Below are 12,823 nucleotides of genomic sequence, written 5' to 3' on the forward strand. Positions count from 1 at the left end.
ATCGTAAACATGCTCCTTACTGCGGAGTAAGTTCGTCTTGACTCCACAGGAACGTCGACTACGAAAGGCATTTCCGTGGCTCCCGATCTGTTCACTCAAGTCGTCAACTCGGCGCCCGGGTCGTTTCTGGCCAAACAGCTGGGCATCCCACAGCCCGAACCGCTGCGCCGCTACAAGCCGGGCGAGCCGCCGCTGGCCGGCTCGCTGCTGATCGGCGGCGAGGGTCGCGTGGTCGAGCCGCTGCGCAGCGCGCTGGCCGACGACTACGAGCTGGTGCGCAACAACATCGGCGGCAAGTGGGCCGACTCGTTCGGCGGTCTGGTGTTCGACGCCACGGGCATCACCGCGCCGCAGGGCCTTACCGCGCTGTACGAGTTCTTCACTCCGCTGCTGCGCAACCTCGGCCACTCGGCACGCGTCGTGGTCGTCGGCACCACACCCGACCATGCGGGCAGCGTCGACGAGCACATCGCCCAGCGGGCGCTCGAGGGCTTCACCCGCTCGCTGGCCAAGGAATTGCGCAACGGCTCGACAGCACAACTGGTGTACCTTTCCCCGGACGCCAAGCCCGCCGCCACCGGCCTCGAGTCGACGATGCGGTTCATCTTGAGCGGCAAGTCCGCCTACGTGGACGGTCAGGTGTTCTATGTCGGCGCCGCCGACTCGACACCTCCGGCCGACTGGGACAAGCCGCTGGACGGCAAGGTCGCGATTGTCACCGGCGCCGCGCGCGGCATCGGCGCGACGATCGCCGAGGTGTTCGCCCGCGACGGCGCAAAGGTGATCGCCATCGACGTGGAAGCCTCGCGTGAGGCGCTGGGCATCACCGCCTCGAAGGTGGGCGGCACCGCGCTGCCCCTGGACGTGACCGCCGACGACGCCGTCGACCGGATCACCGAGCACCTTCGCGAGAACTACGACGGGCACGCCGACATCCTGGTCAACAACGCCGGCATTACTCGCGACAAGCTGCTGGTCAACATGGACGACGCGCGCTGGAACGCCGTGCTGGCCGTCAATCTCCTTGCGCCGCAACGGCTTACCCAAGGATTGGTCGACAACGGGTCGATCGGTGAAGGCGGTCGGGTGATCGGGCTGTCCTCGATGGCCGGCATCGCGGGCAACCGCGGCCAAACCAATTACGCGACCACCAAGGCCGGCATGATCGGCATCACCCAGGCGCTGGCGCCGGTGCTGTACGACAAGGGCATCACGATCAACGCGGTCGCGCCCGGCTTCATCGAAACCAAGATGACCGAGGCGATCCCGTTCGCCACCCGGGAGGTCGGCCGTCGGCTGAACTCGCTGTACCAAGGCGGCCAGCCCGTGGACGTCGCCGAGACCATCGCGTACTTCGCCAGCCCCGCGTCGAATGCCGTGACCGGAAACGTGATTCGCGTCTGCGGCCAAGCCATGCTGGGAGCCTGACGTGGGAGCCGTGCAGACCACCGACAAGCCAAGCGGGGTACTCAACCTGGTGCGGGCCGCCGCGGGCGCGCTGCCGTTCATCCCGCGCGGCGATGAGTTACCCAACCGCACGCTGAAAGTCAAAGGGCTGCAGATTGATCGGTCCAACGTCGCGGAGTACGCCGCTGTCACAGGGCTGCGCTACGGCGACCGGGTGCCGGTGACGTACCCGTTCGCGCTGACCTTCCCGGTCGTGATGTCGCTGGTGACCGGTTTCGACTTCCCGTTCGCCGCAATGGGTTCGGTGCACGTCGAAAACGACATCACCCAGTACCGCCCCATCTCGGTGACCGACGAAGTGGACGTGAAGGTGCACGCCGAGAATCTGCGCGAGCACCGCCGCGGCTTGCTGGTGGATGTGCTCACGGACGTGAACGTGGGCAATGAGCTGGCCTGGCATCAGGTGACGACGTTTTTGCATCAGCAGCGCACAAGCCTGTCCGACGAACCGAAGCCGCCGCCGAAGAAGCAACCGAAACTGCCGCCGCCCAACGGAGTGCTGAGCATCAGCGCCGGCCAGATCCGCCGGTACGCCTCGGTGAGCGGGGATCACAATCCCATCCATACCAACCCGATAGCGGCCAAGCTGTTCGGCTTCCCGACCGTCATCGCGCACGGAATGTTCACGGCGGCAGCGGTTTTGCGCACTATCGAAGGCCAGCTGCCCGATGCGGTGCGGTATTCGGTGCGGTTCGGCAAGCCGGTGGTGCTGCCGGCGAAGGCCAATCTGTACGTCTCGCGCACTGCCGACGGCTGGGATCTGGCGCTGCGCAACTCGAAAGGCGAGCCGCACCTGACGGGGACGGTTACCGGACTCTGACAAGCGGACGATTCGGGCGGCACCTGCGACTTCGTTCACCGACCCCATCGAGTCGGCGCTAACTGGCAGCGGCGTCCTCGTCGGCGGGTCGGCCGCGCAGGCCGCGCCAGAACAAGTTGATCAACAGCTCGGCGGCCTCGTCGACGTCAGCTTCTCCGGTGCTCACCCGGTTCGCCACGGCCTCGCCCGCCCCGACCAGCGCCACTGCCATCATGTGAAAGTCGCTGCCCGGCTCGGGGTTTCGCGTGCCAGTGCTGAGCAGCCGGGCCACCAGGTCGATGATCCGTTCCCGGCCCTCGCGCACGGTGTGCGAATACAGCTGCGAACTGGTGGCTTGCTGATACAACACGATCCACGACGCCCGGTTCGCGTCGATGTAGCGCATGAACGCCAGGATTGTGCTGCGCAGCAACTCTTTTGGGCTCTGCTTGAGGTCGATGTCGGCGCGCACCGCCTCGATGAACCTGCTCAGCTCGCGGTTCAGGCACGCCCCGAACAGCTCGTCTTTGGAGCCGTAGTACAGGTAGAGCATCGGCTTGGAGATCTGCGCTTCGGCGGCGATCGCATCCATCGATGTCTCGTGGTAACCATTGCGCGAGAACATCTCCACGGCGGCGTCGAGCATCTGCTGCTCACGCACGGCGCGCGGCAACCGCTTCGTGCCTCCCGCCATCACTCAAGAGTAAGCAATCAATCAGCAACCGGGGCTGCGGCCCTTGGCCACCGCCAGCCGCCTGACCTTCTGGTCGACGTCTGCGGAACTCAGCTCGCCGGACCCGACCGCGGCCTGCAACCGGTCGAGCACCGCGGGCACCTCGTCGGTGGTCACCCACAGCGCGACGTCGGCGCCGGCCTGCAACGCCATCAGCGCCGCGTCCGCGACACCGTAGCGGTCGCTGATCGCCTTCATACTCGACAGGTCGTCGGTGAACACCAACCCGTCGAACGGCGGCCCGCCATATCCGCCGCTGCGCAGCAACGCGTACGCCGGCGCGCTGAGGCTTGCCGGCTGGCCTCCGGTCAGATCCGGAACCTCCATGTGCCCGACCATCACTGCGACCGGCTGCTCGGTCACCAGCGTGCGGTACGGGATCAGGTCGTCGTTTTGCAGCTGGGCCAGCGGCGGCGCCACCACCGAGGTGGCGTGCGAGTCACCCGACCCGTGGCCGTGACCGGGGAAGTGCTTGAGCACCGGCAGCAGCCCCGCGTCACGCAGACCCCGCGCGTACTCGCCGGCGTACTGGGTGACCTTCGCGGGATCGTCGGCAAACGACCGGTCGCCGATCACCGCGTCGTCGGGCTCATCGGAGACGTCGACCACCGGCGCGAAGTCGACGGTGATGCCGAGCTTGCGCATCGCCTCTCCGCGCTGACGGGCGAGTGCGTACACCTGCTCGGGTGAACTGCTCGACGCCAGCGCCCGCGCGGACGGCGCAGGCCCGATCAGCGACGACAGCCGCGACACCCGGCCGCCCTCCTCGTCGACGCTGACGGCCACGGGCAGCGGCGTGCCCAACGTCTGGATCTGCTGCAGCGTGCCGTCGCTCAGCATGGCCTTGTCGGTCCAGCCGCCGATGAAGATGCCGCCCACGTGGTGGTCGCCGACGACCGCGCGGGCGTCGTCGGCGCCGGTCACCCCGACCATCAGCAGCTGGGCCAGCTTGTCGCGCAGCGGCATGTCGGCGATCGCCGCGTCGTCGCAGACCGGTGCTGCGGCCGGAGCCATCGGCAGGTTGCTCGCCTGCTTGGCATTGGCCGCAGGTTCCTTCGCGTCAGATCCGCCCCGGTGCGCAAACCACACGATTCCCGCGACCACGACGGCGGCGATTGCGAGGACACAGAAGACGACCTGCAGGATCGGAAGGGCACGCCGACCGTCGTGCCGGCTGTGTTTTTCTGGGCGTCGGCTGATCGACGGCATTGCCGGATACTACCGATCGGCGCAGCGGGGACGGGTGCGCCGTCTGCTACGTTGGCGACCAGTTCCGATGACCCTTCGCTAGGAGCCAAACGATGAACCGGTTCGTGCTGCCCGCGGCGGCCAGCATCGTCGTCGGCCTGCTGCTGGGCGCGGCCGCGGTCTTCGGTGTGACGCTGATGGTGCAGCAGGACACCAAGCCGCCGCTGTCGGTTGGCGACGGCGCGTCGATTCTCAATCGGGTGGAGTACGGCGACCGTAGCTAACCTGTCACGGCGCTGGCTGTGGGCCGTCGGGTCCGCCGCGCTGCTTCTGTCTTTCGCCCAGTCACCCGGCCGGGTCTCGCCCGACACCAAGCTCGACCTCACCGCGGCGCCGCTGCGATTCCTGGCCCGCGCGACGAACCTGTGGAGCAGTGAGCTGCCGTTCGGGCAGACCCAGAACCAGGCCTACGGCTATCTGTTTCCGCACGGCGCGTTCTTCCTTCTCGGCGACGTCGTCGGCCTGCCCGGGTGGGTGACGCAACGACTGTGGTGGGCGCTGCTTTTGACTGTCGGCTTCTGGGGACTGCTGCGGGTAGCCGAGGCGCTCGGCATCGGCACCACTAGTTCGCGGGTGATCGCCGCAGCGGCGTTCGCGTTGTCGCCGCGGGTGCTGACGACGCTCGGGTCGATCTCGTCGGAGACCCTGCCGATGATGCTGGCGCCCTGGGTGCTGCTGCCTGTGATTTTGGCGCTGCGCGGGGATGCAGCGGCAGGACTGACGACATGGAGCCGGGGCTCGCCGCGGGTGTTGGCGGCCCAGGCGTCGGCCGCGGTGGCGTTGATGGGCGCGGTCAATGCGGTGGCGACGCTCACCGGCTGCCTGCCCGCAGTGATTTGGTGGGCATGTCACCGGCCGAATCGACGGTGGTGGCCATTCACCGGGTGGTGGCTGGTCGGCATCGCGCTGGCGACGACGTGGTGGCTGGTGGCACTGGTGCTGCTGGGCCGGGTCAGTCCGCCGTTTTTGGACTTCATCGAGTCGTCGGGCGTCACCACGCAATGGGCGTCGCTGACCGAGGTGCTGCGCGGCACCGACAGCTGGACGCCGTTCGTCGCGCCGGCGGCGACAGCGGGGCAGTCGCTGGTGACCAGCTCGGTGGCGATCCTGGCCACTACTTTGGTGGCTGCTGCGGGACTGGCCGGCCTGGCGCTGGGCAGCATGCCCGCCCGCGGGCGGCTGGTCACGGTATTGGTCACCGGTGTCGTTCTGCTGGCCGTCGGTTACTCCGGCGGGTTGGGCTCTCCGGTGGCGCATCATGTGCAGGCGTTTCTCGACGCGGCCGGCGCGCCGCTGCGCAACGTCCACAAACTCGAGCCGATGATCCGCCTTCCGCTGGCGCTGGGTCTGGCGCATCTGCTCGGCCGCGTCCCGCTGCCCGGCAGCGTGCCCCGGAAGGTGTGGGTGCACGCCCTCGCCCACCCCGAGCACGACAAGCGCGTGGCCGTCGCGATCGTGGTGCTCGTCGCACTGGCGGCCGGCACATCGCTGGCCTGGACCGGAAGGCTTACTCCCCCAGGCACTTTCACTGCCATACCGCAGTATTGGCATGACGCGGCCGATTGGCTCGACGAGCACAACGCGGACGGCCCGACGCCGGGCAGGGTGCTGGTGGTGCCGGGATCGCCGTTTGCCACCCAGGTGTGGGGCACCAGCCACGACGAGCCGATGCAGGTGCTCGGGACAAGCCCCTGGGGGGTGCGGGACTCGGTGCCGCTGACGCCGCCCGCAACGATCCGCGCGCTGGACTCCGTCCAGCGTCTGTTCGCTGCGGGGCGGCCCTCCGCCGGTCTAGCTAATACCCTTGCGCGCCAAGGAATTTCATATCTAGTCGTGCGCAACGACCTCGATCCGGACACGTCGCGCTCGGCCAGGCCGATCCTGGTGCACCGGGCGATCAGCGGCTCGCCGGGGCTGACGAAGGTCGCCCAGTTCGGCGATCCGGTGGGGGCAGGCACCGTTTCCGGGTTCGTCGCCGACAGTGACCTGCGCCCGCAATATCCGGCCGTGGAGATCTTCCGTGTCGAGGGCGCACGCGCCGGTCCGTATCTCGCTGATGTCGATGCACTGCCGCGGGTGGACGGCGGTCCCGAGGCGCTGCTGCGGCTCGACGAGCGACGCCGGCTGCAAGCCCAGCCGCCGCTGGGTCCGGTGCTGCTGACGCCCGACGCACAGCGGGCCGGGCTGCCCGTGCCCGTCGTCACCGTCACCGACACACCGCTGGCCCGCGAGACCGACTACGGCCGCGTCGACGACCACTCGTCTGCCGTGCGGACGCCGGGCGATCAACGGCACACGTTCAACCGTGTGCCCGACTATCCCGCCGCCGCACGACCCGTCTACGGCGACTGGGTCGGCGGCAGGCTGAGCGCATCCAGCTCGGCCGCCGACTCGACTGCCCTGCCCAACGTTTCGCCCGCGACCAGTCCCGCTGCCGCGGTCGACGGCGACGCGGCGACCAGCTGGGTGTCCAATGCGCTGCAGTCCGCGGTCGGCCAGTGGCTGCAGGTCGACTTCGACAACCCGGTCACCAACGCCATGCTCACGATCACCCCGAGCGCGACGGCCGTCGGGGCGCAGGTGCGCAAGATCGAGATCGCAACCGCCAACGGCACGACCACGCTGCGGTACGACAAGCCGGGGCAGCCGCTCACCGCGGCGCTGCCATACGGCGAGACACCGTGGGTGCGGGTGACCGCGGTGGGCACCGACGACGGGTCCGCAGGCGTCCAGTTCGGCATCACCGACATTGCGATCACCCAGTACGACGCCAACGGGTTCGCCCATCCCGTCGAGCTGCGGCACACCGTCGACGTGCCGGGGCCGGGCGCTCCGGCCGTCGCCGGCTGGGACCTGGGATCCGAGCTGTTGGGCCGGCTGGGATGCGCTGACGGCCCGGACCGTGTTCGCTGCGCCGCGACGATGGCACTGGCGCCTGAAGAGCCGGTGAACCTCAGCCGCATGCTCTCGGTGGCCCATGCGGTGAGCGTGACGCCGACGGTGTGGGTCCGCGCCCGCCAAGGTCCGAGGCTGGCGGATCTAGTCGCGCAGCCAGGGGCCGTGCGGGCCAGCGGAGACGCGGACGTGGTCGACGTGCTCGGGTCGCCGTACGCGGCCGCGGACGGCGACCCGCGGACCGCGTGGATCGCCCGGCAGGACACTGTGCACGACCGCACGCCGCCTACTCTCACGCTGAAACTGCCGAGGCCGACGGAGGTGGCGGCGTTGCGGCTGACGCCGAGTCCGTCCTCGGTGCCGGCACATCCCAAGCTGGTGGCGGTGGATCTCGGTGACGGCCCGCAGGTGCACGACATGACCGGTAGCCCTGACGGCGACGGCGACACCCGCACGCTGCGGCTGGCGACGCGGGTCACCGACACGGTCCGAATCAGCGTGCTGGATTGGGACGACGTCATCGACCGCACGGCGCTCGGGTTCGATCAGCTGAAGCCGCCCGGCATTGCGGAGGTGACAGCGCTGAGCCCCGACGGCATGCCGATCGCGGCCGCGGACGCCGGGCGAAACCTGGCCCGAGCGGTCGACCTGGAATGCGGGCGCGGCCCCACGATCGCGATCGCTGGGCGGTTCGTGCCGACCGCGGTGCACACCACGGTGCGGGCCCTGCTGTCGGGCGAACCGATCGCCGCGCAGCCGTGTCAGCCCGAGCCGATCAGCTTGCCCGCCGGTGAGCAGGAGCTCCTGATCAGCCCGGGCGAGGGCTTCGTCGTCGACGGTGCGCAGTTGGTGGCCACCCCGCCCCAGCCCCCGGCCGCAGTGACGCAGGCAGCGGTCGGCGTCTGGGGGCCGGACCACCGCGAGGTGCACACCGATCCGGCGGCCACCGCCCGCCTGCTCGTCGTACCGGAGAGCGTCAACCCCGGCTGGGTGGCGCGCACCGTCGACGGCCGACAGTTGACGGCGGTGACGGTCAACGGCTGGCAGCAGGGCTGGGTGGTGCCGGCCGGAGTCGGCGGCACGATCACGCTGACGTTCCCGTCCAACGCGCTGTACCGGGCCGGCTTGTTCTGGGGGCTCGCGTTGCTGCCGCTGCTGGCACTGCTGGTGCTGGTACGTCCGCGCCGAGAAACCGGCCTGCAGCCCGCACGTACCTGGCAGCCGCCTGCGCCGGTGGCAGGCGTTGCGGTGCTGGCAGTGGGCTGGCTGATCTCCGGGGTCGCCGGGATCGCGGTGTTCGGCGGCCTCCTAGGCCTTCGCTACTGGTTCCAAACCCTCGGCAGGACAAGGCTTTTCGAGCGGATCACGCTCGGTGCCACTGCGACGAGCTTCGTCTTGGCCGGTGCTGCGCTGTCGCGGCATCCGTGGCGGTCGGTCGGCGGGTACGCCGGGCATTCGTGGGGCGTTCAGCTGCTGGCGCTCACCGCGATCGGGGCGCTGACGGTGTCGGTGGTGTCGGTGACTGACGAGTCCAATGGCGGCGCGTGGTGGCGAAATTCCCAGCGCCGCAACGCAACTCGACACGGTGACTCGACCAGCGCGTAGCTGACCGCCGCGATCGCGAACCCGAAGAGCACCGTGAGCACAAGCACCACGGGCATGTGGCCGCTGAACGCGAACTCGCCGATCACCGGGAACACCATGGTCAACGCAGCCAAGTGCCAGATGAACAGGCCGTAGGACCAGCGGCCCAGCGTGACCATCAGGAGGCTGCCGAGGACGCGGTGCGGGGTGTCGGGGCGGTCGAGCACCAGCGGCGCCACCAACGCGGCCGCCACCACCGCGCCCATCGCCGCCTTCACCATGAACTGCCCGACGGTGCCGGGGACAAGTCCTTCGGGGCCGGCCAGCGGGGACGCCGCCACTAAGAAGGCGCCGACCGCGACGACCGCCATCAGCACGCGGCGCCGGGCCAGCCGATGCGCCCATCCGAGCGGACTGACCGTCCACTCGGCGAGCAGCATGCCCGCGGCGAACCACGAGAAGAACGCCGGTGGCCAGTTCAGCTGGTTGACGCCCTCGGCGGTGTGCAGCGGAACCAGCGCCCACCCGAGGCTGAGCAGCGCCACCGCGCCGATGGCGGGAACCCGGGCGCGGACCGGCAGCCGGCGCGCGGCCATCGCCAGCACCGGCAGGGCCAAATAGAAGCTGACCTCCACCGACAAGCTCCACATCTGCGTCAGCCCCGCGGTGAGCGTGAGCGGAACGTAGATCTGCGTGAGCGTGAGATTCGCCAACCACACCGTCAGACTCGACGTTTCGGCATCGGGCAGCAGCGTCAGGATGACGACGACGGCTACCAGGTATCCGGGCATGATCCGCACGATCCGCGAACGCAGGTAGTGCCCGGTGGGCGGCGTGCGCCTGAGTCCGCGCGCCGCGGCGGCATGCCCGCGCCACAGCAGGAAACCGGACAGCGCGAAGAACACTGCGACGGCCAGGTCGAAGCGGCCGAACAGCCGGCCGGCGATACCGGTGGAGTGCCCGGTCTGGAACGCCACATGGGTGATGACGACGCCGATTGCGGCGCACGCGCGCATGCCCTCGACCGCCGGCAGGAACGTGCGGGTGCCGCCGACCGCATCAGCTGGGGCAGCCGAAACCGTCACCGGATCAGGGTAAGCGTGTGCCTTAGTTCCTGCTGTTAGGGTCAGACGGGTTTGGTCCTGGGATGGGAGGCGCGGTTGAACCGGGCAGGGGCTCTTCGCATGACGGCGTACGGGCTGTTGGGCCTCGGTGCGGCCTTACTGGTCGCGGCGTTGCTGCTGTCCACCTACACCACCAACAGGATTACCAAGATTCCGCTCGACATCGACACCACGCTGGTGAGCAACGGCACCGCCAAGGCGCTCGACCCCGCGTCGCTGGCGACGGACCGCTTCGTCGCCAACGACAACGTGCCGGTGGTCCAGCAGCAGCAGTACAGCACCGAGTCGGGAATCGACACTCCCTCGAACGCCGACGTCGTCACTCTGCAGGTGGGCACTACGCTGCGGCGCACCGACAAGCAACAGGACACCGGACTGCTGCTGGCGATCGTCGACACCGTGACGCTGAACCGCAGCACTGCGATGGCGGAGTCCAGCGACAGCAACCCGGCGGGTTTCGTGCAGCGGCCGCGCACGATGGACGACACCAAGCCGCCGACCAACATCCCCCTCAAGCACGAGGGGCTCAACTACCGGTTCCCGTTCGACGTCGAGAAGAAGACCTACCCGTACTTCGACCCGATCGCGCAGAAGACGTTCGACGCCAACTACGACGGCGAAGAGGACGTCCTGGGCCTCGCCGCCTTCCACTTCAAGCAGAACGTCGGCCTGGACAACAACGGCAAGCTGGTGGAGCCGGTCGAATACCCGTCGCTGTACGACCGCGACGAGGACGCCAGGGTCACCGCCCGCGCCGCGTTGTGGGGACTGCCCGGACCACCCGACGAGCAGGTCACCATGAAGCGCTACTACGCAGCACAGCGCGACTTCTGGGTGGACCCGGTCACCGGCACGATCGTCAAGTCCAAGGAACGCGCCATGCACTACTACGTGCGCTGTGGCGATCCTGACTGCAAGAACCGCGACGCGCTCAAGCCCGACGTGACGCTGGTGGACTACACGGTGACGTCCACCGAGGCCACCGTCGAGCAGCAGGTCAACGCCGCCCGCGACGAGCGCGACCGGATCGCCGTGTGGGGCCGCATCCTGCCGATCTCGTTCACCGCGCTGGGCATCGTCGCACTGGTGGGCGGCGCGCTGCTGGGGTGGTTCCTGCTGCGCACCGACACCGCGTTGATCGACCCCGGGCTGGACACCGCCGAACACGGGTTCTTCGGTGCCCGCGGCCCGTCGGGTGAACCGGTGCCGGGCGCGGAGGCGCAGACCGAGAAGCTGCCGGCCCAGCGCCGGCCACCGCCTGCGCCGCCGTCAGGACCGTCAGGGCCTTCGGGGCCGCCGCCCGCGCCGCCTTCGGGGCCGCCGCCCAACTCGTAGCAGCGGCCGTGGCGTTGGCGCGGCGCGGTGTGGCGCCTGGGTATTCACTGGCGTTGGCGCTGCTGGTCACTGCTCCGCTGTTGGGGCCGGGCTATCTCTTGCTGCGAGACGCAGTGTCCACGCCACGGTCGTATCTGTCCGACGACGCGCTCGGCCTGTCCGAATCGGCGCCGCGCGCACTGCCGCAGGACTTTGCGATCGCGGTTGCGTCCCACGTCGTCGACGGCGGGATCGTGGTCAAAGGGCTGTTGATCGTCGGGCTGTGGCTGGCGGGTTGGGGTGCGGCGCGGCTCGCCGCCCTGGTGGTTCCCGACGCCGGGCTGGGCGGGCAGCTGGTGGCAACGACCGTCGGCGTGTGGAATCCCTATGTGGCCGAACGGCTTTTGCAGGGCCACTGGAGCCTGCTGGTCGGCTATGGGTGTCTGCCGTGGGTGGCGGCGGTGATGCTGCGGGTGCGCGGTGAGGCCGCATCGTTTTGGCCCCTGCTGTTCTTCGTCGCACTCGCCGGGTTGACCCCCACAGGGCTGATGCTGGCGGCAACAGTGGCGCTGGTGTGCGTGGCTGCGCCGGGTGCGGGGCGGCCCCGGTGGCTGTGTGCAGCGGTGAGCTTGGCGGTGGCCGCTTTGGTCGCGTCGCCGTGGCTGGTGGCCAGTACGCTCGCCGGCACTTTGAGCTCCGAGCCGTCGGGGACTGCGGCGTTCGCCGCACGGGCCGAACTGGGGCTGGGGACGCTGGGCAGCCTGGCAGCGTTGGGCGGGATCTGGAATGCGGAGGCTGTGCCGGCGTCACGCGGCACGCTGTTCGCCGTTGTGGCGTCCGCGGTGCTGCTGGGCATCGTCGCCGCCGGGTTGCCGGTGTTGCGGCGACGACCGGCCGCGGTGGCGCTGCTGGTGCTGGCCGCGGTCGCGGTGGTGGTGCCGGCCGGGATGGCCACTCCGTGGGGAATCGCCGTGGTGGACGCAGTGGTCCGGGCGTTGCCGGGGCTGGGTGTGGTGCGAGACGGACAGAAGTGGGTGGCGCTGGCGATGCCGGGATATGCGCTGGCCGGTGCCGCAGCGGTGGTCACGTTGCGTAAGTGGTTGGCGTCACGGCTGGCGGCCGTGGCATGTTGTGCGGCGCTGATCGCGGTGCTGCCGGACCTCGTGTGGGGTGTGTGGGGCACGGTGACGCCGGTGCGCTATCCCGCCGGGTGGTCGGCGGTGGCGTCGCAGGTCAACGCCGACCCCCGAGCGGTTGTCGTGCTGCCGGCGGACACGATGCGGCGGTTCGACTGGTCGGGGCGGGCGCCGGTGCTGGACCCGTTACCGCGGTGGGTGCGAGCGCCGGTGTACTCGACGGGCGACTTGACGATCTCCGGCCGCACGGTGCGGGGAGAAGGCCACCGCGCGCGTGAGGTGCAGCAGCTGCTGCTGAGCGGCGCGGACCCGAAGGCGCTGGCCGCCGCTGGAGTCGGATGGGTCGTCGTGGAGCTGGGTACGCCAGGCGAAATAGGTTCTGCCGCAAAGGCATTGGCGCAGTTGCCGGTGGTCTACCGTGACGCCGACATCGCGTTGTACCGGGTCGGCGGCGATGTCGCAGGGGCGACGCCCGCGGACCGCCGGGTCATGGTGCTGATGCATGTGGTGTGGCTCGGCGTGC

The 12,823-nt window shown here is 69.5% G+C and carries 8 protein-coding genes and 1 pseudogene; 6 read left to right on the forward strand and 3 right to left on the reverse strand.

What is annotated here, in order from left to right:
• Positions 1-75: 75 nt before the first annotated feature.
• Positions 76-1,428, forward strand: coding sequence for a 3-oxoacyl-ACP reductase (locus AC5Y4C_RS04870; RefSeq protein WP_499905031.1), 1,353 nt, complete (start codon positions 76-78; stop codon positions 1,426-1,428).
• Positions 1,429-1,438: 10 nt separating this feature from the next.
• On the forward strand, positions 1,439-2,287 hold the full coding sequence (locus AC5Y4C_RS04875) for a MaoC family dehydratase (RefSeq protein WP_499906292.1): 849 nt from the start codon (positions 1,439-1,441) through the stop codon (positions 2,285-2,287).
• 58 nt (positions 2,288-2,345) lie between these two features.
• Here the strand turns inward: AC5Y4C_RS04875 and AC5Y4C_RS04880 are convergent, their stop codons facing one another.
• Entirely contained in the window at positions 2,346-2,960 is a 615-nt protein-coding gene (locus AC5Y4C_RS04880) for a TetR/AcrR family transcriptional regulator (RefSeq protein ID WP_499961865.1), read from the reverse strand.
• A gap of 21 nt (positions 2,961-2,981) precedes the next feature.
• Positions 2,982-4,208, reverse strand: a complete 1,227-nt coding sequence (locus AC5Y4C_RS04885) for a glycoside hydrolase family 3 N-terminal domain-containing protein (protein ID WP_499961863.1) — start codon at positions 4,206-4,208, stop codon at positions 2,982-2,984.
• A 92-nt stretch (positions 4,209-4,300) separates the two neighbouring features.
• Between AC5Y4C_RS04885 and AC5Y4C_RS04890 the strand changes: the two genes are divergently transcribed.
• Both AC5Y4C_RS04890 and AC5Y4C_RS04895 read left to right on the forward strand, forming a co-directional pair.
• On the forward strand, positions 4,301-4,471 hold the full coding sequence (locus AC5Y4C_RS04890) for a DUF2613 domain-containing protein (RefSeq protein WP_499905018.1): 171 nt from the start codon (positions 4,301-4,303) through the stop codon (positions 4,469-4,471).
• Positions 4,419-7,700: pseudogene (locus AC5Y4C_RS04895) on the forward strand (alpha-(1->3)-arabinofuranosyltransferase domain-containing protein); the annotation flags it as partial. The gene AC5Y4C_RS04890 and the pseudogene AC5Y4C_RS04895, both read left to right, overlap by 53 nt.
• A 908-nt stretch (positions 7,701-8,608) precedes the next feature.
• Here AC5Y4C_RS04895 and AC5Y4C_RS04900 read toward each other — a convergent pair.
• Positions 8,609-9,742 carry an acyltransferase family protein gene (locus AC5Y4C_RS04900; protein WP_499962051.1) on the reverse strand — a complete coding sequence of 378 codons (1,134 nt, stop codon included), beginning with the start codon at positions 9,740-9,742 and terminating at the stop codon, positions 8,609-8,611.
• 144 nt (positions 9,743-9,886) lie between these two features.
• Between AC5Y4C_RS04900 and pgfA the strand changes: the two genes are divergently transcribed.
• Both pgfA and AC5Y4C_RS04910 read left to right on the forward strand, forming a co-directional pair.
• Complete coding sequence (pgfA, locus tag AC5Y4C_RS04905; RefSeq protein ID WP_499905016.1) at positions 9,887-11,185, forward strand: cell envelope lipid trafficking protein PgfA; 1,299 nt, start codon at positions 9,887-9,889, stop codon at positions 11,183-11,185.
• Between the two features lie 8 nt (positions 11,186-11,193).
• Positions 11,194-12,823: MmpA family trehalose lipid delivery protein (locus AC5Y4C_RS04910; protein ID WP_500008038.1), on the forward strand; the 1,630-nt coding region annotated here is incomplete at its 3' end.

Source organism: Mycobacterium sp. NGS35 (assembly GCF_059812855.1).